The sequence below is a fragment of the Variovorax pasteuri genome (assembly GCF_051216435.1).
In the GTDB taxonomy this organism is placed as follows: Bacteria; Pseudomonadota; Gammaproteobacteria; order Burkholderiales; family Burkholderiaceae_C; genus Variovorax.
In genome coordinates, this window is sequence record NZ_JBPJZS010000001.1 from 1,202,333 (window position 1) to 1,222,937 (window position 20,605).

Annotated in this window: 18 protein-coding genes; 6 read left to right on the top strand and 12 right to left on the bottom strand. The window is 69.8% G+C overall.

The genetic code is table 11. The features are described from left to right. The first annotated feature begins 61 nt into the window (after positions 1 to 61). From ACSFBM_RS05700 to ACSFBM_RS05725, 6 genes are all read left to right on the top strand, one after another. Positions 62 to 1,006 carry a phosphate/phosphite/phosphonate ABC transporter substrate-binding protein gene (locus ACSFBM_RS05700; protein ID WP_435483497.1) on the top strand — a complete coding sequence of 315 codons (945 nt, stop codon included), beginning with the start codon at positions 62 to 64 and terminating at the stop codon, positions 1,004 to 1,006. A 17-nt stretch (positions 1,007 to 1,023) separates the two neighbouring features. Beyond that, positions 1,024 to 1,857, top strand: a complete 834-nt coding sequence (phnC, locus tag ACSFBM_RS05705; RefSeq protein WP_435483498.1) for a phosphonate ABC transporter ATP-binding protein — start codon at positions 1,024 to 1,026, stop codon at positions 1,855 to 1,857. Next, positions 1,854 to 2,852, top strand: a complete 999-nt coding sequence (gene phnE / locus ACSFBM_RS05710) for a phosphonate ABC transporter, permease protein PhnE (protein WP_435483499.1) — start codon at positions 1,854 to 1,856, stop codon at positions 2,850 to 2,852. The genes phnC and phnE overlap by 4 nt, the downstream gene beginning before the upstream one ends. A 179-nt stretch (positions 2,853 to 3,031) precedes the next feature. Next, positions 3,032 to 3,235, top strand: coding sequence for a hypothetical protein (locus ACSFBM_RS05715; RefSeq protein WP_435483500.1), 204 nt, complete (start codon positions 3,032 to 3,034; stop codon positions 3,233 to 3,235). Between the two features lie 89 nt (positions 3,236 to 3,324). Beyond that, a complete protein-coding gene (locus ACSFBM_RS05720) occupies positions 3,325 to 5,577 on the top strand; it encodes a phosphocholine-specific phospholipase C (RefSeq protein WP_435483501.1) in 2,253 nt (750 codons plus the stop codon). A gap of 46 nt (positions 5,578 to 5,623) precedes the next feature. Then, positions 5,624 to 7,141, top strand: a complete 1,518-nt coding sequence (locus tag ACSFBM_RS05725) for a YadA family autotransporter adhesin (protein ID WP_435483502.1) — start codon at positions 5,624 to 5,626, stop codon at positions 7,139 to 7,141. Positions 7,142 to 7,189: 48 nt separating this feature from the next. Here the strand turns inward: ACSFBM_RS05725 and ACSFBM_RS05730 are convergent, their stop codons facing one another. From ACSFBM_RS05730 to ACSFBM_RS05785, 12 genes are all read right to left on the bottom strand, one after another. After that, complete coding sequence (locus ACSFBM_RS05730; RefSeq protein ID WP_435483503.1) at positions 7,190 to 9,415, bottom strand: glycoside hydrolase family 3 N-terminal domain-containing protein; 2,226 nt, start codon at positions 9,413 to 9,415, stop codon at positions 7,190 to 7,192. 189 nt (positions 9,416 to 9,604) lie between these two features. Continuing rightward, on the bottom strand, positions 9,605 to 10,603 hold the full coding sequence (locus ACSFBM_RS05735) for a tripartite tricarboxylate transporter substrate binding protein (protein ID WP_435483504.1): 999 nt from the start codon (positions 10,601 to 10,603) through the stop codon (positions 9,605 to 9,607). Between the two features lie 36 nt (positions 10,604 to 10,639). Then, a complete protein-coding gene (locus tag ACSFBM_RS05740) occupies positions 10,640 to 11,623 on the bottom strand; it encodes an NAD(P)-dependent oxidoreductase (protein WP_435483505.1) in 984 nt (327 codons plus the stop codon). A gap of 7 nt (positions 11,624 to 11,630) precedes the next feature. Next, positions 11,631 to 12,626, bottom strand: coding sequence for a Bug family tripartite tricarboxylate transporter substrate binding protein (locus ACSFBM_RS05745; protein ID WP_435483506.1), 996 nt, complete (start codon positions 12,624 to 12,626; stop codon positions 11,631 to 11,633). 18 nt (positions 12,627 to 12,644) lie between these two features. After that, the gene (locus ACSFBM_RS05750) at positions 12,645 to 13,553 is read right to left on the bottom strand and encodes an amidohydrolase family protein (protein WP_435483507.1); all 909 of its coding nucleotides are present in this window, start codon (positions 13,551 to 13,553) and stop codon (positions 12,645 to 12,647) included. 13 nt (positions 13,554 to 13,566) lie between these two features. After that, the gene (locus ACSFBM_RS05755) at positions 13,567 to 14,535 is read right to left on the bottom strand and encodes a tripartite tricarboxylate transporter substrate binding protein (protein ID WP_435483508.1); all 969 of its coding nucleotides are present in this window, start codon (positions 14,533 to 14,535) and stop codon (positions 13,567 to 13,569) included. Positions 14,536 to 14,574: 39 nt separating this feature from the next. Further along, on the bottom strand, positions 14,575 to 15,363 hold the full coding sequence (locus ACSFBM_RS05760; protein WP_435483509.1) for a class II aldolase/adducin family protein: 789 nt from the start codon (positions 15,361 to 15,363) through the stop codon (positions 14,575 to 14,577). A 36-nt stretch (positions 15,364 to 15,399) separates the two neighbouring features. Then, on the bottom strand, positions 15,400 to 16,647 hold the full coding sequence (tcuB, locus tag ACSFBM_RS05765; RefSeq protein WP_435483510.1) for a tricarballylate utilization 4Fe-4S protein TcuB: 1,248 nt from the start codon (positions 16,645 to 16,647) through the stop codon (positions 15,400 to 15,402). Continuing rightward, positions 16,631 to 18,058: an FAD-dependent tricarballylate dehydrogenase TcuA gene (gene tcuA / locus ACSFBM_RS05770; RefSeq protein WP_435483511.1), complete on the bottom strand. Its 1,428-nt coding sequence runs from the start codon at positions 18,056 to 18,058 to the stop codon at positions 16,631 to 16,633. Before tcuA ends, tcuB begins: the two co-directional genes overlap by 17 nt. A 77-nt stretch (positions 18,059 to 18,135) precedes the next feature. Beyond that, positions 18,136 to 19,062: a LysR family transcriptional regulator gene (locus tag ACSFBM_RS05775; RefSeq protein WP_435483512.1), complete on the bottom strand. Its 927-nt coding sequence runs from the start codon at positions 19,060 to 19,062 to the stop codon at positions 18,136 to 18,138. 107 nt (positions 19,063 to 19,169) lie between these two features. Next, positions 19,170 to 19,937 (bottom strand): class II aldolase/adducin family protein, encoded by a 768-nt coding sequence (locus ACSFBM_RS05780; RefSeq protein ID WP_371083434.1) that lies wholly within the window; start codon positions 19,935 to 19,937, stop codon positions 19,170 to 19,172. A 25-nt stretch (positions 19,938 to 19,962) separates the two neighbouring features. Next, positions 19,963 to 20,553 (bottom strand): HD domain-containing protein, encoded by a 591-nt coding sequence (locus ACSFBM_RS05785; RefSeq protein WP_435483513.1) that lies wholly within the window; start codon positions 20,551 to 20,553, stop codon positions 19,963 to 19,965. Positions 20,554 to 20,605: the final 52 nt, after the last annotated feature.

Sequence of the window (20,605 nt, forward strand, 5' to 3'; positions counted from 1 at the left end):
CGTTTTCTAAAGTTCCGGGCATCGGCTCCCGAACACCGCCTCGAAACGAAAGAAACACCCCATGAAAAAACTCATCGCCCTTGCGACCACGGCCGCCGCCGCCGTGTCGCTGTCCGCGGCACTCTCCCTCCCGTCGCATGCCCAGTCGGTGGCCGACGGCTCGCGCGAGCATCCGCTGCGCGTGCTGCTGATTCCGGCCGACGGCGGCACCGAGTCGGGCACCAAGGCCGACTACGCGCCGGTGTTCAACGCCATCACGCGCACCACGGGCCTGAACTTCGACCTGAAGGTGGGCCAGTCGTACGGCGCCGTGGTCGAGGGCATGTGCAACCAGCTGGCCGACATCGCCTTCTTCGGCCCCGTGGCCTATGTGCAGGCCCACAAGCGCGGCTGCGCGCAGCTGCTGGCCGTGGGGGTGGAGAAGGGCGCCTCCGTGTACTACGCCGGCATGTTCGCCAAGGCGAACGGGCCCGTCGCCTCCATCGGCGACGTGAAGGGCAAGCGCGTGGCCTTCGGCGACGTCAACTCGGCGTCGAGCTTCACCTTCCAGGTGGCGATGCTGATGGACGCGGGCATGGACCCGGCGCGCGACCTCTCGGCCATCCGCATGACCGGCAGCCACGCCAGCAGCCTGGCCGCGCTGGTGCAGGACCAGGTCGACGTGGCTTCGCTCTCGTTCGATTCGTACGAGAAGGCGGTGAAGCAGGGCGCGGTCGATCCGAAGACGGTGAAGGTCATTGCGAAGAGCATGGCCATTCCGTACCCGCCGCTCGCGCTCAATTCGAAGCTGCCCGAGCCGCTGAAGGCCAAGTTGAAGGACGCCTTCCAGACCGTGAACAAGGCCCCCGGCATCACGCCCGACATGATCCGCGGCTACGGCGGCGGCAAGATCGACGGCTACGACACCAGGTTCTCGGAAGACGAGTTCAACGTCGCGGCCGAGAAGCTGGGCCTGCTCACCGACGAGCTCAAGGGCCGCATCCTGGCCAAGGCCGCGCAGCGCTGAGCGGGGCAAGGCACGCCATGCTGAATTTCGAATCGGTCGCCATGCGCTACGCCGACGGCACGCAGGCGCTCGGCGGCGTCTCGCTGCAGGTGCCCGCGGGTCAGTTCTGCGTGGTGCTGGGCTCGTCGGGCGCGGGCAAGTCGACGCTGCTGCGCATGGCCAACGGGCTGGTCAAGCCCACGCAGGGCGCGGTGCAGGTCGAGGGGGTGCGCATCGCGGCCGGTTCGCTGGCCCGCATCCGCCCGCGCATCGGCATGATCCACCAGCAGTTCAACCTCGTGCTGCGCTCCACCGTGGCCGAGAACGTGCTCGCCGGCGCACTGCCGGCCATGCCGACCTGGCGCGCGCTGCTGGGTCTGTTTTCCGACGACGCACGCCGCAAGGCCTGCGAGCTGGTCGAAGCGGTCGGCCTGCAGGAGCTGCACCTGCTGCGCCGCGTGAGCGAGCTTTCGGGCGGCCAGCAGCAGCGCGTGGGCATCGCGCGCGCCTTCATGCTCGACCCGCCGCTGGTGCTGGCCGACGAGCCCGTGGCCAGCCTCGACCCCCGGACGAGTCACGACGTGCTGTCGCTGCTGCGCCGGCAGGCGCGCGAGCGCGGCACCACCGTGCTGTGCAGCCTGCACCAGATCGAGCTGGCCTGCGAGTTCGCCGACCGCATCGTCGCGCTGCGCCACGGCGCGGTGGTGTTCGACGGGGTGCCCGGCGCGATCGATCCGCGGGTGTTCGACGCGGTCTACGGCCGCACCGCCGACGCCGCCCACGGCGTCCACGCCGCGCGGCCCGAGGGGCTGACCATGGAACCCGAAGCCGCGTTGCCCTTGCGCGCAGGCGTGCTGGAGCTCGCGCAATGAGCCGCCCCGCATCCGCCTGGCACCTGCCGCGCCCCTACGGCGCGCGCAGCCTTGCCGTGCTTCTGCTCGTGCTGGTGGCGGGCTTCTTCGCCGGCCAGCGCGTGGAGATGGGCCGCATGCTGTCGCTCACCGGCGAGGGCGTGCTCGCGGCGGTCGGCCTGCGCGAACACTCGCAGGTGCTGTCGGGACTGGGCACCATCGCGCGTTCGCTCTTTCCACCGCAGGTGTCCGAGCGCACCGAGACCGCGCGCATCGAGGGCTTCGACCGCAACCGGCTGCCGTGGTTCTCGCACGTGGAAACGGTCGAGACGCGCGAGCCCAAGCTCAACCCGCAGACGCTGCAGATGGAAGAGCGGGTCGACAGCCAAGAAGTGCTGGTGGAGCCCTTCGGCTATCTCTGGCACGTGGCGGTGAAGATGCTCGAGACCTTCGAGATCGCCATCTGGGCCACGCTGCTGGCCATCCTGCTGAGCGCACCGCTGGCCTGGTGCAGCGCGAAGAACTACACGCCGAACCGCGTCGTGTACACGCTGGCGCGCAGCTTGGTCGGCATGTTCCGCGCGGTGCCCGAGCTCGTGAGCGCGCTGTTCCTGGTGCTGGCCTACGGCTTCGGTCCCATCGCGGGGGTGCTGGCCCTGGCACTGCACTCGGCAGGTTTTCTCGGCAAGTTCTACGCGGAGGACATCGAGACCGCCGACGACAAGCCGCAGGAGGCCCTGCGCGCCATCGGCGCGAACAGGTTGAAGGTGATGCGCTTCGCGGTGCTGCCTCAGGTGATGCCGCAGTTCATCGCCTACACGCTGTACGTGCTCGACCGCAACGTGCGCATGGCCACCGTGGTGGGGCTGGTGGGCGCCGGCGGCATCGGGCAGGAGCTGAAGGGGCGCTACGACATGTACAACTACGCGCACGTCGGCACGATCCTCATCGCCATCTTCCTCACCGTGCTGGTGCTCGACCGCCTCGCAGCGCGCCTGCGCAGCCGCTATGCCTGAGCCCTGACCCTGCGCGGCGCTGGCGCCCCCCACGCCGTGGGTTCACCCTGCGCGCCACACCCCTGATTTCTCGAAGCCGGTGCAACCCCGCAAGGCGGCTGCGCGGCCCCCGTTCGCCTGTTTTCCGACTCCCGTTCGCTCCACGTCTTCCGTCTTCTTCTCGATCAAAGGAACCTGTCATGACTCCACGTGCTTCCCGGCATGGCCTCTTCGCTTCGGCCGCGGCCGGCTTCCTCTTGTGCCTGGGCCTCGCCGCGTGCGGCGGTGGGGGAGGGGGCAGCGGTGGCGGTGTGCCGGTGCTGCCGCCCGGTGGCAGCCCGCCGCCGGCCACCACGCCGCAGCAACCCGGCCAGCCGGCACCCGTGCTGAAGTGCGCGCCCTGAGGCGAGCAGCCTGCCTGCTCGCACGCCTCCCGCGCCTTCCGCTTCGTCCCCTCTTTTCTCCCTTTCTGTCCTCGCGTTGAAAGACTTCCATGAACCACACCAACCGTCGCGACTTCTTCCGCAAGACGGCCGGCGCCGTCGGCGCGGCCTCGGCCCTCACCATGCTGCCGCCCGCGATCCGCAAGGCCCTTGCGGTCGAGGCCGCGGTCGACACCGGCACCATCAAGGACATCAAGCACGTCGTGATCCTGATGCAGGAGAACCGCAGCTTCGATCACTACTTCGGCACCCTGCGCGGCGTGCGCGGCTTCGGTGACCGCTTCCCGATTCCCCTGGCCAGCGGCAAGCCTGTGTACTACCAGCCCAACCCCACCGTCGGCGGCCCCGACATCCAGCCCTTCCGCCGCGACTCGACGGTTGCCAATGCGCTGATCGGCTCCGGCGCGCCGCACAATTTCCCCGACATGCAAGGCGCATGGAACCAGGGAAAGATGGACCGCTGGATCCAGTTCAAGAACCAGGTGACGATGGGCCACTACCTTCGCGAGGACATTCCGTTCCAGTTCGCGCTGGCCGATGCCTTCACGCTGTGCGACGGCTACCACTGCTCCATCCTCACCGGCACCGACCCGAACCGCGTGGTGTTCTGGTCGGGCTCCAACTTCAACCCCGAGCTGCGCAAGCGCGGCATCAACAGCACGGACACCGACTCCGAGCCCGTCAACTCGCGCTGCTGGCCCAGCCCTTCCAACTGGGTCGCGGGCAGGGCGCAGAAGGCCGACGGCACCGGCCAGACCGACCCCGTCACCAGTGCCTACAACTACAAGTACGTCAACAACTCCTTCAAGTGGGACACCTTGCCCGACGTGCTGCAAAGGGCAGGCATCAGCTGGCACATCTACCAGAACATGAACAACAACTGGACGGGCGCCATGAACGGCTGCCTGGCCTTCGAGAGCTTCCGCACCGCGCAGCCGGGCTCGCCGATCTATGAACACGGCCTGACGGGTGGCCCCGCGGCGGCCGACGGCGCCGTGAACTTCCTCGCGCAGCTCAAGCAGGACGTGATGAACGACACCCTGCCGCAGGTTTCTTGGGTTCTGCCCACGCAGGCCCTGGCCGAGCACCCCGGCAGCAGCGAAGGCGTGGCCGGCGCCGCCGACTTCATCTCCGACGTGATGGCCGCGCTGACGTCCAACCCGGCGGTGTGGAGCAAGACGGCCCTCTTCGTCACCTTCGACGAGAACGACGGCTTCTTCGACCACCTGGCAATGCCGGCCGTGCCGTCGTACGACGCCAGCGGCGTGCTGATGGGCAAGTCGACCGTGCCGCTGGACGGCGAGTACTTCGACGTCGCCGCGGGCTCCTACCTGAACGCGGCCGACACCACCAGCGGCAAGATTCGCCCCTGGGGCCTGAGCTCGCGCGTGCCCATGTACGTGGTCTCGCCGTGGAGCAAGGGCGGCTGGGTCAACTCGCAGGTGTTCGACCACACCTCGATGGCCATGTTCCTGGAGAAGCGTTTCGACATCACGGTGGACGCCGTGAGCCCGTGGCATCGCGCGGTGTGCGGCGACCTCACGTCGTGCTTCGACTTCGTGAACCCGAACAACCCGGTGGTGCCCGCGCTGCCCGACACCAGCACCTACCTTGCCATCAACGCGGCGCAACGGCTCCTGCCCACGGGCCCGGTGACCACCGCGCCCGCCACGCCGCAGCCGCTGTTCCAGGAGACCGGCACGCGCTATTCGCGCGCGTTGCCCTACGAGCTGCACACCAGCGCGCGCGTGGAGCCGCGCGGCCTGGTGTCGCTGATCTTCGCCAACACCGGCACGCAGGGCGCCGTGTACCACGTGTACGACAAGCTGCACCTGGACCGCATTCCGCGCCGCTACACCGTGGAGGCCGGCAAGCAGCTCACCGACTACTGGAACTCCGGCGACACCGACAGCGGCAAGTACGAGCTGTGGGTGTACAGCACCAACGGCTACGTGCGCACCTTCAAGGGCGACGCGCTGGCCACCGACGCGGCGGGGTTCAAGCCCGAAGTGCAGGTCTGCTACGAGCCGGCCAACGGCCAGGTCTACGTGAAGGTGCACAACACCGGCACCGCGGGCGGCACGGTGTCGGTCAAGGCCAACGCCTACCGCACCGACGGCCCCTGGTCGCTCGACGTGGCCGCGGGCGCCACCGGCATGCTGCACTGGAACCTGGACGACAGCGGCCACTGGTACGACTTCACCGTGAGCGCCGCCGACTTCGAGCGCCGTTTCTCGGGCCGCGTCGAAACCGGCAAGCCCAGCGTGAGCGACCCGGCCATGGCGATGCACCTGGCGGCCTGACGCGGCGCCTGCCACGACAACGACAACAACGACAACAAGGAGAACCATGAAGCAAAAGCGCACAACGCGCGGCGCAGCCCTGCTCGGGCTGGCCGTTGCGCTCGGCTCGGGCGCGGGCCTCATGCCCGCGGCCCGGGCCCAGACCATCACCTGGAACCCGGCCAAGTCCAACCTCGGCATCGGCACCGGCACCGGCACCACCGGCGTCACCGGCACCAACAACCAGGCGCTGGGCACCAACACGGGCAACAACGTCAGCACCAACTACAACCTGGCCATCGGCGACGGCGCCGGGTCGAACGTGAGCGGCGACAACGCCAACCAGGCCATCGGCTACCAGGCCGGCGTCAACGTGGTCGGCGGCTGGAACCAGTCGTTCGGCCGCAGCGCGGGCGACAACGTAACGGGCAATCACAACAATGCCACCGGCTTCCATGCCGGCAGCACGGTCAAGGGCTCGGACAACAACGCCACGGGCACCAACGCGGGCATGAACGTGACCGGCAGCCGCAACAACACGCTCGGCAGCAACGCCGGCCAGCAGGTCACCGGCTCGGACAACGAGGCCTACGGCACCAGCGCCGGCATCAACGTGACCGGCAACGCCAACCTGTCCTACGGCAGCGGCGCGGGCAACAACGTCAAGGGCAGCAACAACATCGCGTCGGGGCAGGGCGCAGGCTTTGGCGTGACTGGCTCGGGCAACCAGTCGTCGGGCCAGCAGGCCGGCGCGGGCGTGTCGGGCAACAACAACCTCGCGATGGGGCAGGCCGCCGGCGGCGGCGTGCAGGGCAGCCAGAACCTGTCGTTCGGCAACGCGGCCGGCCAGGGCGTGACGGGCAACGGCAACGTGGCGCAAGGCAACGGCGCAGGCCAGCATGTGAGCGGCGACGGCAACATCGCCCTCGGCAACGACGCGGGCGCCTACGTGAATGCGAGCCAGAGCATGTCGCTGGGCACGTCGTCGCGCGCCAGCGCCGACAACGCCGTCGCGCTCGGCAGCAACGCCACGGCCGCGCACGCCAACAGCGTCGCGCTGGGCGCGGGCAGCGCGACCACGCGCGGCGCGCAGGCCGCGTACACGGCAATCGGGCTGGCGGGCGTGCAGTCGTCGGTGGGCGAGGTGGCGCTGGGCAACCGGCAGCTCACGGGCGTCGCGCCCGGCAGCGCAGCCACCGACGCAACCAACGTGGGCCAGGTGCAGGGCATGGTGCGGGACGGCGTGGCCACGGCCAACGCCTACACCGACACCGTCGCCGCGCAGGGCGGGCCGCTGGGCAAGGCCTACACGGACATCACGGCCGCGCGGCTGCAGGGCCAGATCGACGACAACGCGCGCCGCGCCTACGCGGGCATTGCGGGCGTGGCCGCCATGGAAGCCGCGCCGATGGTGCCGGGCAAGCTGAGCTACGCCGTCGGGCTGGGCAACTACCGCAGCGAAAGCGCGCTGGGCGGCTCGCTGCGCCAGACCTCGCAGGACGGCCGCTACAGCGTGACGCTGGGCGTGGGCGCCACCAGCTCGGGCGTGGTGACGCGGGTGGCGTTCACGGGCGTGTTCGACTGAGCCTGGGCCGCGCGCGCGTCAGTCGCGCGCGTTCAAAAGTACGCGTGTTCAGTCGCGCGTGAGCACGAAGCGCTTGCGGATGCCGCCCGCGGCCGAGGGCGCCACCCACACGTCGAACTCGCCGGGTTCGACCACCGGCTTCATGTCGCGGCCGATGAACGCCAGGTCGTCGGCCGCGAGGGTGAACTCGACCTGCGCCGAAGCGCCCGGCGCGATGGTCACTTTGCGAAAGCCCTTCAGTTCGCGCACCGGCCGCGTCACGCTCGCGGCGCGCTCGGCGATGTAGAGCTGCACCACTTCCTCGGCCTCGCGCTGGCCGGTGTTGGTGACGGTGGCGCGCACGCGCAGGGTGTCCGACAGGGTCATGCGCTCCTGGCTGAGCTCGACGCCGTCATAGCGCACCGGGGCATAGCCCAGGCCGAAGCCGAAGGGGTAGAGCGCTTCGTTGGTGGCGTCCACGTAGCGCGCCTTGAAGGCCGTCTCGGGCGCGTTCTCCGGCGAGGGCCGGCCGGTGCGCTTGTGGCCGTAGTAGTAGGGCACCTGGCCCGCCGTCTGCGGAAAGCTCACGGGCAGGCGGCCCGAGGGATTGAAGTCGCCGAACACCACGTCGGCGATGGCGTTGCCCGTCTGCACGCCGAGAAACCAGGTGACCAGGATGGCGCGCGCATTGCGCACCGCGCCCTTCAGCGCCATGGCGCGGCCGTTGCTCAGCAGCACGACCACCGGCTTGCCGGTGGCGGCCACGGCCTCGGCCAGGTCCTGCTGCGCCTGCGGCAGGCCGATGTCGCTGCGCGAGCGCGCCTCGCCCGACATCTTCTGGCTTTCGCCGACGGCCAGCAGCACCACGTCGGCATTGCGCGCGGCGGCCACCGCGGCGTCGATGCCGCCGGGCAGCGCGCTCTCGATGCCCGAGCCGCGCACCACCGTCACCGACGAATCGGCGCCCAGCGCGTTGCGCAGGCCCTGGTCGATGCCGACCGGCGCCGACTGGCCCGGGAACAGGCTCCAGGCGCCCATCAGGTCGATGGTGCCTTCGGCGAAGGGGCCGACCAGCGCGATCTTCGTGCCGGCCTTGGGCAGCGGCAGCAGCATGCGGTCGTTCTTCAGCATGACGATGGAACGGCGTGCGCTCTCGCGGGCCAGTTCGATGAACGCGGGGTTCTCGGCGCGTTGCGCGGCGGGCGGGCCGTCCAGGCCGTGCATGGGGTCGTCGAACAGGCCCAGCTTCATCTTCACGCGCAGCACGCGGCGCACCGCCTCGTCGAGCCGCGCCATGGGCACTTCGCCCGAGGCCACCAGGTCGGGCAGGTAGCGCATGTACAGGCCGCTTTGCATGCTCATGTCGGTGCCGGCCATGAAGGCCTGCTTGGCGGCTTCGCGCGGGTTGGCGGCGTAGCCGTGCTCCACCAGTTCTTCGTCGGCCGTGTAGTCGGACACCACGAAGCCCTTGAACTTCCACTCGTCGCGCAGCACGCCGGTGAGCAGCGCCGGGTTGGCGGTGGAGGGCACGCCGCCGATTTCGTTGAACGCGCTCATGACCGACAGCGCGCCGGCGTCCAGCGCCGCGCGGAACGGCGGCAGGTACACCTCGCGCAGGGTGCGTTCGGAGATGTCGCTCACGTTGTAGTCGAGCCCGCCCTCGGCCGCGCCGTAGGCCGCGAAGTGCTTGGGCGTGGCCAGCATCGCGTCGGGCCGCGACAGGTCGGGGCCCTGGAAGCCGCGCACGCGCGCGGCGGCGAACTGCCTTGCCAGGTACACGTCTTCGCCCACGCCTTCGAGGCCGCGGCCCCAGCGCGCGTCGCGTGCGATGTCGACCATGGGCGCGAAGGTCCAGCGGAAGCCGTCGGCCGTGGCCTCGACCGCCGCCGCGCGCGCGGTGCGCTCGGCCAGCGCGGGCTCCCAGCTGGAGGCCTCGGCCAGCGGCATCGGGAACATGGTGCGAAAGCCGTGGATCACGTCCGCGCCGAAGATCAGCGGAATGCCCAGGCGCGTTTCGTTCACCGCAATCTGCTGCAGCCGCCGCTTGCCTTCGAGGCCTGCGTTGTTGAACAGGCCCGTGAGGCGGCCAGCGCGCACGTCGGCGGTTTCCTGCTGCGCGTTGCGCCAGCCGGCCTGGGGGTTGTTGGGGGTGTCGATGTCGGCGGGGCCGTACAGGCTGAGCTGGCCGGCTTTTTCCTGCGTCGTCATGCGCGCGATGAGCGCTTCGATGCGGGCATCGGGCGTTTGCGCCGCTTTCGCGGCGTCCGCTGCAGCAGGCGGCGCGGCGGGCGTCACGGGTGCGGCGCAAACGGGGGGAAGAAAAAGCGCGAGGGACAGGAGAACGGAGGCGGAGCCCGTCAGGGCCGGAATTCGAACGTGCATGGCGCTCTATTCTGCAGACAACGCCGGCCGACGGGGTTCGGCGGGTGTCCGCGTCGCCCGCAGGCCTTTTCCGGCGGTGCCGCGCGGTGCGCCGTGCGGGGATCACTCCGCGGTGGCGCCCGACTCCCTGGCCACCTTCACCCATTTGGTGGTCTCGGTGCCGACGAAGGCGGCGAGTTCCTGGGGCGTCATGCGCCCGGCCGTCACGCCCTGTTCTTCGAAGCGCTTCGCCACGTCGGGTTGCGCCAGCGCGCGGGCCACCTCGGCATTCAGCCGCTGCACCAGTGCGGGTGGCGTGCCGTGCGGCGCCATGAGCGCGAACCAGGTGGTCATGTCGTAGCCCTTGAGGCCGGCCTCGTCGAGCGTGGGCACGCCGGGGTAGGCGGGCGAACGCGACCGGGTGGTGACCGCCAGCGCGCGGACCTTGCCGGCGCGGATGTGCGGGGAGGCCGAGGGGCTGGTCTCGATGGCCATCTGGATCTGCCCGCCCATCAGGTCGGCCATCATCGGCGCGCCGCCCTTGTAGGGCACGTGCGTGATGTCCGTCTTGGTCATCGAGCGGAACAGCTCGCCCGAGATGTGCTCGGTGCTGCCGTTGCCCGCCGAGCCGAAGTTGACCTTGCCGGGGTTGGCCTTGATGTAGGCCACGAGTTCTGCGACCGTCTTCGCGGGCACCTTCTCGTTGACGATCAGCACGTTGGGCGTGGAGGCGACCAGCGCCACCGGCTCGAAGTCGCGCTGGAAGTCGTAGGGCAGGCGCTTGTAGAGGCCCGGCGCGATCGCATGCGCAATGGTCGCCAGGAACAGCGTGTGGCCGTCGGCCGGCGCCTTGGCCGCGATGCCCGCGCCCACGGTGCCGCCCGCGCCGCCTCGGTTGTCGATGATCACCGGCTGCTTGAGCGACTCCGACAGCTTCTGGCCCACCGTGCGCGCCACGATGTCGGTGGTGCCGCCGGCCACGAAGGGCACGATGAGGGTGATCGGCTTGGTGGGCCATGCGGCGGCGTCGGCGGGGTCGGCAGCAACGGCGCACGAGGCCGCCGCGGCGAGGAACAGCGTGGCGAGGCCGGTGCGAAGAAATCGGGGGCGTGAGGTTGTCATCGGGTTTGTCTGCGTGTTGTTGTGAGGAAAGCGTTGTCAGGCGACCCGGTTCACGAGCGCTTCGCCCGCGCACCAGCGCCTCAGGTTGTCCAGGAAGATGGCGGCCACGCGCCCTTCGTTGCCGTCCGAGTGGCCGGCGGTGTGGGGCGTGACGATCACGTTCGGCAAGTCCCACAGCGGGGACGCGGGCAGCAGCGGCTCGTTCGCGAACACGTCGAGGACGGCGCCGGCCAATGTGCCGCCCTGCAGTGCCCCGATGAGCGCGGGTTCGTCGACCACCTCGCCGCGCGCGACGTTCACCAGCCGCGCACCGGCCGGCAGCAAGGCCAGCGCCGCCGCGTCGACCAGGCCGCGCGTGCGCGCGCTCAGCGGGCAGGCCAGCAGCAGCCAGTCGGCCTGCGGCAGCACCTCGTGCAGCCGCTCGAAGGGCACGCTGTGCTGCGCCGGCGCGGCGGCGGGGGCGTCGCTGCCGCGCACCGCCACCACGCGCAGGCCCAGCGCCGCCAGCAACGCACCCAGCCCTTGCCCGATCGGGCCCCAGCCCACCACCACGGCGGTCTGTCCCGCGAGGTCGCGCGGCTGCGTCGTGCCGATCAGCGGCGCCCAGGTCCTGGCACGCTGCGCCGCCAGCAGCTGCGGAAACTGCCGCGCGAGCATCAGCACGCCGGCCAGCGCGCTCTGCACCACCACGCCCGCGTTGGCGCCCGACGACGTGGTCACCTCGACCCCGCGTGCGCGCAGCTCGCCGTACACGGGACGGTCGGCGCCCGCCGAGTGCGCATGCACCCAGCGCAGCGAGGCCGCGTGGCGCAGGCTGTCGTGAAAGGCCTTGGTGTGCGGCAGCACGCTGTTCTTGGTCGACAGCCCGGTGACGTCGCGCGAGACGAAGGCCACGTCGGCGTCTTCCCCGAGGGCCACGAGCGTGTGCGCACGGCCGCCCAGGGCGTGGTGCAGGCCGGCGGCGGTCTGACGCTGCGCGTCGGGGGAGAGCAGGATGCGAAGGGGGGCGCTGTCCGTCATGGGTGTTTCATTCGGCCGTCGCGCCCGATTCATGCACGATCAGCTTCCACTTTTCATACTCGCTGCGCGCGAACTTGCCGAATTGCTCGGGCGAACCGCCGACGGGGTCGGCGCCTTCGCGGATCATCTGCGCCTGCAGCGACGGCAGGGCCTCGTTCACGGAGGTGTTGAGCAGCGCGATCACCGGTTCGGGCGTGCCCTTGGGCGCGAAGAATCCGAACCACGAGCCGGCGGAGAAACCGGGAAAGCCTTTCTCGGCCACGGTGGGCACGTCGGGCATCGAGCGCGAGCGTTTCGGGCTGCTCACCGCAATGGCGCGCAGCTTGCCGGCCTGGATGTGCGCGATCACCGAGGGGATGGTCGCGAACATGAACTGCACCCGGCCCGCCAGCAGGTCGTTGAGCGCGTTGGCGCCCTTGTAGGGCACGTGCAGCGTCTCGGCGCCCACGCGCTTGCTCAGCATGAAGCTCGACAGGTGCGACGAGGTGCCCACGCCGGTGGAGCCGTAGTTGAGCTTGTTCGGGTTGGCCTTGGCGTAGGCGATGAACTCCTCCAGCGTCTTCACCGGCAGATCGGGGTGCACGACCAGCACGTTAGGCACGTCGGCGATCTGCACCACCGGCACGAGGTCGGTGAGCGGGTCGTAGCTCATGTTCTTGTAGAGGGTCTGGTTGACCGCCATCGGCCCGACCGAATTGACGATCAGCGTGTAGCCGTCGGCGGGCGCGCGCACCACGAACTCGGTGCCGATGTTGCCGCCGCCACCGGGCTTGTTGTCGATGATGAACGACTGCTTGAACTTCTCGCCCAGCTTCTGCGCCACCGCGCGCGCCAGGATGTCGGTGGTGCCGCCGGCTGTGAAGGCCACGACCACGCGCACCGGCTTCGACGGATAGGCCGCCTGCGCGCGGGCCTGCGGCAAGGCGCCCAGGCCGGTGGCCAGCAACGCGGCCGTGCCGAGCAGGCGGCGGCGGGGGAGCAAGGTGTCTTTGTCTCGTGTCATTGTTCTGTCCTCGAAGGGTTACGTTGCGGGGCGCGCGGTGGGAAAGTCGTACAGCACGCCCGGGTTGTCGACCAGCACGCGTCTGCGCAGCGCCTCGTCGGGCAGCCAGCGCGCGAGCAGGTTCAGCAGCGCGCCGTCGTCCGGCACTTGCGCAGCCTCGAAGTAGTTGATGTGCGGCCAGTCGCTGCCCCACACCACGCGCCCGGGGTTGGCCTGCAGCAGGGCGGCAGCGAACGGGTCGATGTCGGTGTAGGGCGGCCCCATGCCGGTGTTGCGGTCGGCGCCCGAGATCTTGGTCCAGGCATTGCCCTCGGCCAGCATCCGGCACAGCGTGCGAAAGCCTTCGTCGTGCACGCCTCGCAACGCCGCCATGCGGCCCATGTGGTCGATCACCAGCGGCAGGCCCAGGCGCTGCAGGCGTGGCGCCAGCTCGACGAGGTCCGGCGCGTGGATCCAGATCTGCGCGTGCCAGCCGCGCCCGGCAATGCGCGGCGCCAGCGCTTCGAGCACTTCGAGGCCCACGCCGTTGCGGTACACGGCATGGCCGTCGCGCTTGAACAGGTTGACGCGCACACCGCGGATGCCCGCTGCGTGCCAGCGGTCGAGCTCGGCATCGGTGGTGTCGGCCTGCGGCACGGCGATGCCGCGCAGGCGCTGCGGGTACTGCGAGAGCGCGGCGAGCACGGCGCCGTTGTCGGTGCCGCTGGCGCTGCCGGTGACGAGCACGCCGCGCGTGAGGCCCAGCCGGTCGAGGTGCGCGATGAAGGCCGCGCCCGGATGCTCGGCCGGCGTGTAGCTGCGGTCGTCGGCCAGCGGAAAGCGGTCGTAGGGGCCGAAGACATGGGCGTGGCTGTCGCAGGCGCCGGGCGGCGGCGTGAACGTGACGGGGGTGAAGGCGTCGTGGGGAGGCAGGCAGGGGCGGGTCATGGCGCGTGCTCCTTCAGTCGATCTTGAGCTTGCCGGTCTTCGCGAGCACGTGCGCGCTCGCGTCTTCCTTCTTCAGCGTCGCCAGCCATTCGTCGGGCGACGAGGCCTGGCCGGGGCTGCCGACCGAGACCAGGCGGCGCTTGACGGTGTCGTCGGCCAGCGCTTTGCGCAGAGCGGCGTTGAGCGCGCCGATCACTTCCTGCGGCGTGCCGGCCGGTGCGAGCAGGCCCGTGGCGGTGGTGGCATCGAAATCCTTCAGGCCGGCCTCGCGCAGCGTGGGTACGTTCGGCAGCGCAGGGTCGCGGTCCTTCGACATCACGGCCACCGCGCGCAGCATGCCCGACTGGATGTGCGCGGCCGAGCTCGTGAGCTGGTCCACCACGAGGTCGATCTGCCCGCCCAGGAGGTCTGTGAGCGCCGGGGCGGAGCCCTTGTACGGCACGGTGTTCAGGCTCAGCTTGCCGGCCTGCTCCAGCTGCAGCAGCGCGATGTGGTTGGTGGTGCCCGGGCCGGCATGGCCCGCGGTGACCTGGCCCGGTTTGCTGCGCGCGGCCGAGAGCACGGCGTCGATGTCCTTGTACGGGCCTTGTCCGCGCACCGCGATCACCAGCGGCGTGGTGGCGGCCAGGCCGATGGGGGCGAAATTGTCGAGCGCGTAGGTCGTCTTCGTCATCAGCGGCAGCACGACGAGCGCGTTGGGCGTGCTGACCAGGAGCGTGTAGCCGTCGGGCTGCGCACGCGCCACGTACGACGCCCCGATGGCGCCGCCGGCACCCGCGCGGTTGTCCACGATCACGGACTGGCCGAGGATCTGGCCCAACGCCGGTGCCAACGTGCGCGCGACGACGTCGAGGTTGCCGCCGGGCGCGAACGGCACGACGAGCGTGACCGGTTTCTGCGGGAATTTCTGCTGCGCGAGCGCGGGCAGCGCGAAGGCGGCTGCAAGCGCCGTCAGCACGGCGGGGAGGAATCTTCTCTTCATGGGGCGTTGTCTCTTTGGTTCTTCGGTGTGCGCTTGGCATCAGTCGCGGAAGCTCGGGTCCATGCGGTCGAGCTTGCGCAGCAGCGCGGGCCATTCCATGAGGCCGTAGGGGCGGCGGGTGCCGGGCTGGTAGTTGTTCCAGGTTTCCTCGAGCACCTCTTGCGGCACGGCCTTGAGCGGTGTGTTGCACGACATCGCGCCGATCTGCGCGCGGCAGGCCAGCTCGAGCCGGTGCATCCAGTTGAAGGCCTCGCCCACGCTGCGGCCGACCACGAGCGCGCCGTGGTTGCGGAAGATCACGGCCTCGCCCTGGCCGAGGTCGGCGAGCAGCGAGGCCTGCTCTTCGGTGTTGAGCACCACGCCCTGGTAGTCGTGGTAGCCGATCTTCAGGAAGCGCATGGCCGTCTGCGTGAGCGGCAGCAGGCCGCATTCGAGCGAGGACACCGCCATCGAGGCCCAGCTGTGCGTGTGGATCACGCAGGCCACGTCGGGGCGCGCCGCATGCACCGCGCTGTGGATCACGTAGCCGGCCTTGTTGATGCCGTAGCCCAGCTCGCCGAAGTCGGGCGACGAGAGGATGCGGCCATCGGCGTCGACCTTGATGAGGCTGGACGCGGTGATCTCCTCGTACATCATCCCGTAGGGGTTGATCAGGAACGCGCCGTGCTCGCCGGGCACGTGCGAGGAGATGTGGTTGGCCATCATGTCCGACATGCCGAACAGGTCGACCAGCCGGTAGCACGCAGCCAGGTCGATGCGGGCCTGCCACTCGGCTTCGGAGCAGCGGTCTTTCATGGAAGGGATCTGGAGCACGCCAGGGATCGTCATCGCGGGGGTCCTTTCGATTGCAGGATTCGGGTTCTTTCAGTCGGCGCCCAGCTGCAGGCGGTTGGGCAGGCGCTTCTCGATCGCGGACTTCAACAGCGCCGCCGAGCGGAACATGCCGTGCGCGAACTTGCCATAGGGCAGCGTGAGAAAGAGCGCCATCACCACGCCCAGGTGCACTGCCAGCAACAGCGCCATGAATTGCGTGTCGCGCCAAGCGAGCAGCGCCAGGCCGGTGAGGCTGGTGAGCAGCAGCAGGGCGATGAAGCCGCGGTCCATGGGCCGCTGCGCCACGTCGCCGTGCGCGGCGTTGCGCCGCAGGTTGAGCCACAGCAGGCCGACGGGGCCGACCACGAGGCCGATGCCGCCCGCGGTGCCCAGCAGCACCGGCAGGCTGGTGAGCGCATAGGGTGCGTGCAGGTCGAACAGATAGTGGTACAGCGTGGCCACGCAGGTGGAGGCGAAGCACAGCATGAAGCCGTAGAAGGTGAAGTGGTGCATGCGCCGCCGCCACAGCGTGAAGCGGTCGTCTTCGTTGTTGCAGCCTTCGCCGTGGCCGCCGCCCAGGTACTTGAGGCGCAGCACGTCGCTCACCGCTTCGGTGCTCGCGGGGCCACGCACGCCGGGCATGGCCGGGGCCTTCCCGGGCCCATTCGCGGGGTCGTTCGCGGGCGACACCTCGCGCCAGAAGCGCCGCACGCCCATCGCCAGCGCGAGCACCACGAACAGCGACACGGTGCCGAACAGCAGCGCGAGGAAGTTGTGCGGAAAGATCGCGTAGAAGTTGCCCGCCAGCGGCGCGTGCAGCAGCGAACCCGACATGGCCACGGCCAGCACGAGGAACAGCGCCAGCCCGCCCGCCAGTGCCAGCGCGACGGTGAGGCCGGCCTTCTTGTACAGCGCGCCCATCGCGGGCGGCCAGGCGTAGTCGTGGTAGGTCTGCATGCGCACCTGCGCCATCGCCTGCGGCACGTTCACCGCGAACTCGTGCGGCGGCGCGTACTGGCAGGCATGCAGGCAGGAGCCGCAGTTGTGGCACAGGTTGGCGAGGTAGTGCGTGTCGGCCTTGCCGAATTCGAGCCGCCGCGTCATCGCGGGGAACACGGCGCAGAAGCCTTCGCAGTAGCGGCAGGCGTTGCAGATCTGCAGGATGCGGGCGACCTCGCCTTCGCTGGCCGTGAGCGGCAGGGCGGGCTGGATCGGGATCACGCGCGGTGGCGGCGGGGCGCTGCCGATGCCGTCGGCATCCGCACGGGCGCGTGCGACGAGATCAGTGAGCTGCTGCAAGGGCGGTCTCCGGGGAATTTGTCGAAAGGGTCCTGGCGGCTTTCGCTGCCTGCGTGCCGGCGATGCGGCCGAAGGCCGTGCCGATGCTCATGCCGACGCCCGCCGTGTAGCCCTTGCCCAGCACGTTGCCGGCCATCATTTCGCCGGCCACGAACAGGTTGGGGCTGGGCCGGCCGCCGAAGCGCACGGCCGCCGTCTCGTCGACCTTCAGGCCAAGGTAGGTGAAGGTGATGCCGGGGCGCACGGGGTAGGCGTAGAAAGGCGCGGTGTCGAGCGGGCGCGCCCAGTGCGTCTTGGCGGGGGCGAGGCCTTCGGTGTGGCAGTCGTCCAGCGCGGTGTGGTCGAAGCGGCCGACGCGGCAGGCGGCGTTGTAGTCCTGCACGGTGCGCACGAAGGTGGCTTCGTCCAGGCCGATCTTCTGCGCGAGTTCGCCCAGCGTGTTCGCCTGCGTGCCGGTGAACACCGGCGGCATGAAGCGCCCGACCGCCTTCTGGTCGATGACCGACCACGCAATCTGCCCCGGCTGCTGCGCCACCAGGCGTCCCCAGATCGCATAGCGCTTGGGCCAGAAGTCTTCGCCTTCGTCGTAGAAGCGCTCGGCCTCCCGGTTGACCACCACGCCGAGCGACACGCAGTCGATGCGCGTGCAGATGCCGCCGTCGTACAGCGGCGCGCGCGCGTCGATGGCCACCATGTGGCCCTGCGACGGGTCGCCGATGCTGTCGGCGCCGGCGGCGATCATGTACTTCAGCAGCACGCCCTGGTTGAAGCGCGTGCCGCGAATCAGGAAGTTGTCGGCCGGCCACTCGCCGCGCTCGTTCTGGCCCCAGGCTTCGCGCAGCCATTCGCGGTTCGACTCGAAACCGCCGGCGGCCAGCACGCAGCTTTTGGCTTCGATGCGTTCGCCGGCTTCGGTGCACACCGCCAGGAAGCGGTCGCCGTCGAGCGCCACCGAGGCCACGGGCGTGTCGTAGCGGATCTGCACGCCCAGCCGTTCGGCACTGCGGAAATAGGCGTTCACCAGCGCCTTGCCGCCGCCCATGAAGAACGCGTTGGTGCGCGCCACGTGCAGCGCGCCCGACAGCGGCGGCTGGAAGTGCACGCCGTGGCTGCGCATCCAGTCGCGGCAGTTCGACGAGGCGCGAATCACCAGGCGCGCCAGGTGCTCGTCGGTGAGGCCGCCGGTCACCTTCAAGAGGTCCTGCCAGTACTCCTCTTCAGGGTAGGCCTCGACCAGCACGTCCTGCGGCGCGTCGTGCATGCAGCGCAGGTTGCGGGTGTGCTGCGAATTGCCGCCGCGCCATTCCTTGGGCGAGGCTTCGAGCAGCAACACCGAAGCGCCGGCCTCGCGCGCCATCAGCGCGGCGCACAGCGCGGCATTGCCGCCACCGACAACCAGTACGTCTATCACTCGTGGGTCTCCTTGGAATGCAGGAGACTTTAGGCAACGGGGCCTTCACGCGAAAGGCCGGTTGGGGCAACGGGTGTTCAGTTCTTGTGAAGACTGGCGCCGGTCCAGCGGCCCTCGCGCACCAGGGCGCGGGCGGTGTCCGCGACCACCACGCGCGCCGCCAGTGCGGCGGGCGAGAGTTCGTCGTCCGACAGGCTCACGAGCAGGTTGCGGCGGCCGACGTGGGCGTCGCCGATCTGCGTGAGCTCCAGGTCGTCGCGGTCGTGCCGGGCCGTGGCGGCGCCGGGCTGCACGGTGGCACCGTAGCCGGCGCGCACCGCGTCCATCAGCAGCGCGAGGCCGTCGACCTCGGCCACGATGTTCGGCGTGACGCGCGCCCGCGCAAAGGCCGCCGTGAGCGTGGCGCGCAGGCCGTGGCTGCCGCTCGGCAGGATCAACGGCACATCGGCCAGCTGTGCCAGGCGCACCTTGGCGCCCGTGGGCCGTTGCGCCAGGGTCGGCGACGCGACCACGAAAAGCTTTTCGTCCAGCAGCGGCGTGACGCTCCAGCGCCGCGGCGTGTCGGTCTGGAACAGCACGGCCAGGTCGAGCTGGCGCGACTGCAGCATTTGCGTGAGGTGGCCCGACAGCGCCTCGACCATGTGCAGCCGCACCTCGGGGTAGCGCTCCTGCATGGCCCGCATCAGGGGCACGCCCAGCACGGTGGCGGTGGTGGGGGCCAGGCCCACGCTCACATGGCCCGACAGGCGGGCCTGCTGCGCCGCGCGCACCGCATCGTCGGCATGGCGCAGCGTGAGCTGCGCCTGGTGCAGAAAGGCCAGGCCTGCGTCGGTGGGCGTGACGCCGGTCGAGCTGCGTTGCAAGAGCCGCGTCGACAGCTCGCCCTCGAGCCGGCTGACCTGCTGGCTCAGCGCGGAGGTGACCACGCCGAGTTCGAGCGCGGCGCGCCCCATGCTGCGGAGTTCGCAGACCTTGACGAAGTAGCGCAGTTGCCTCAGTTCCATGCGCGCATCATCGCGCACACCCGCCAGGAGGCACGGACAAAAAAATGGCCGCCGGCACCCGTCGCGCAGGCGCTGGCAGCCGTGGAAACCGAAAACGCCGTGTCGTCTTACTGCTTGTAGCTGTCGTCGACCCGGTCGAGCTTGCGAATGAGCGAAGGCCACACGAAGCTGCCGCCCAGCCCGCCGGTCTGCACCTTCATCGCCTGGCCCACGCCCTCGACGATCTTCGGGTTGACGTGCGTGAGCTCGCTGCCGCCCGACTGCGCCGCGATCTGGATCTGGCAGGTGTTCTCGAAGGTGTACATCGACAGGAAGGCGTCGGCGATGGTCTTGCCGCAGGTCAGCAGGCCGTGGTTGCGCAGCATGAGGAAGTTGGCGTGGCCCATGTCGGCCTGCAGGCGCGGCTTCTCGTCGTCGCGGAAGGCCACGCCTTCGTAGTCGTGGTAGGCCAGCGAGGCCAGCACGAAGGTCGACTGCTGGCTGATGGGCAGCACGCCGTTCTTCTGCGCGCTCACCGCGATGCCGGCCTTGGTGTGGGTGTGCAGCACGCACTGGATGTCTTCGCGCGCGGCATGCACTGCGCTGTGGATGACGAAGCCCGCCGGGTTCACCGGGTAGGGCGAGTCGATGACCTTGTTGCACTGCTGGTCGACCTTGACCAGGCTGGACGCGGTGATCTCGTCGAACATCAGGCCGTAGGGGTTGATCAGGAAGTGGTGCTCGGGGCCGGGCACGCGCGCGCTGATGTGCGTGAACACGAGGTCGCTCCAGCCGTACAGCGCCACCAGGCGGTAGCAGGCGGCGAGGTCGACGCGAAGCTGCCACTCCTCGGCGGAGACGAGCTTCTGGATTTCGGGTTGGGAGAAGGCGTTCATGGGGTGTGTGTCCTTGGGAAGAGTCTCAGGCGGCCGCAGGCTCGGTGAGCGCGGCCTTGTAGATGCTTTGCTTGGGCTGCGCCATCACGCGGCGCAGCATCGGCTCGAACTCGCCGATGGGCAGCGTCTCGGCCTGCGGGTCGAAGGCGGGGTTGTCGTAGAGCGCGCAGAACTCGGCCGTGCGCTCGTAGTGCGGGTGGTCCTTGAAGTTGTCGCGCATGTCGCGGTTCAGGCCGATGTGGTGAAAGAAGTAGTGGCCCTGGAAGATGCCGTGGTGCTGCACCATCCACAGGTTGGCTTCGCTCACGAAGGGCTTGAGGATGGCGGCGGCGATGTCGGGGTGGTTGAAGCTGCCCAGCGTGTCGCCGATGTCGTGCAGCAGCGCGCACACCACGTACTCCTCGTCGCGGCCGTCGCGCAGCGCGCGCGTGGCGGTCTGCAGCGAGTGGGTGTAGCGGTCGACCGGGAAGCCGCCGTAGTCGCCTTCGAGGATCTGCAGGTGCTTGATCACGCGCGCGGGCAGGCCGCCGGTGAACTGCATGAACTCGCCGCCGATCAGTTGCCAGTCTTCGCGCGTGCTCTCCTGCATGCTCTTGAAACTTGCGCGTGCGTTCATCGGGGGGCTCCGTTATCTGTTCGTGGGGTGCCGGCCACTTTAGACCCCGGCT

Excerpts from the sequence above, each read along its gene's own strand:
- ACSFBM_RS05775 (WP_435483512.1), bottom strand. The coding sequence starts at position 19,062 with ATGGAACTGAGGCAACTGCGCTACTTCGTCAAGGTCTGCGAACTCCGC.
- ACSFBM_RS05715 (WP_435483500.1), top strand. The coding sequence starts at position 3,032 with ATGACTCCACGTGCTTCCCGGCATGGCCTCTTCGCTTCGGCCGCGGCC.
- ACSFBM_RS05745 (WP_435483506.1), bottom strand. The coding sequence starts at position 12,626 with ATGACACGAGACAAAGACACCTTGCTCCCCCGCCGCCGCCTGCTCGGC.
- ACSFBM_RS05725 (WP_435483502.1), top strand. The coding sequence starts at position 5,624 with ATGAAGCAAAAGCGCACAACGCGCGGCGCAGCCCTGCTCGGGCTGGCC.
- ACSFBM_RS05760 (WP_435483509.1), bottom strand. The coding sequence starts at position 15,363 with ATGACGATCCCTGGCGTGCTCCAGATCCCTTCCATGAAAGACCGCTGC.
- phnC (WP_435483498.1), top strand. The coding sequence starts at position 1,024 with ATGCTGAATTTCGAATCGGTCGCCATGCGCTACGCCGACGGCACGCAG.
- phnE (WP_435483499.1), top strand. The coding sequence starts at position 1,854 with ATGAGCCGCCCCGCATCCGCCTGGCACCTGCCGCGCCCCTACGGCGCG.
- ACSFBM_RS05740 (WP_435483505.1), bottom strand. The coding sequence starts at position 11,623 with ATGACGGACAGCGCCCCCCTTCGCATCCTGCTCTCCCCCGACGCGCAG.
- ACSFBM_RS05780 (WP_371083434.1), bottom strand. The coding sequence starts at position 19,937 with ATGAACGCCTTCTCCCAACCCGAAATCCAGAAGCTCGTCTCCGCCGAG.
- ACSFBM_RS05750 (WP_435483507.1), bottom strand. The coding sequence starts at position 13,553 with ATGACCCGCCCCTGCCTGCCTCCCCACGACGCCTTCACCCCCGTCACG.
- ACSFBM_RS05785 (WP_435483513.1), bottom strand. The coding sequence starts at position 20,553 with ATGAACGCACGCGCAAGTTTCAAGAGCATGCAGGAGAGCACGCGCGAA.
- ACSFBM_RS05700 (WP_435483497.1), top strand. The coding sequence starts at position 62 with ATGAAAAAACTCATCGCCCTTGCGACCACGGCCGCCGCCGCCGTGTCG.
- ACSFBM_RS05735 (WP_435483504.1), bottom strand. The coding sequence starts at position 10,603 with ATGACAACCTCACGCCCCCGATTTCTTCGCACCGGCCTCGCCACGCTG.
- ACSFBM_RS05720 (WP_435483501.1), top strand. The coding sequence starts at position 3,325 with ATGAACCACACCAACCGTCGCGACTTCTTCCGCAAGACGGCCGGCGCC.
- ACSFBM_RS05755 (WP_435483508.1), bottom strand. The coding sequence starts at position 14,535 with ATGAAGAGAAGATTCCTCCCCGCCGTGCTGACGGCGCTTGCAGCCGCC.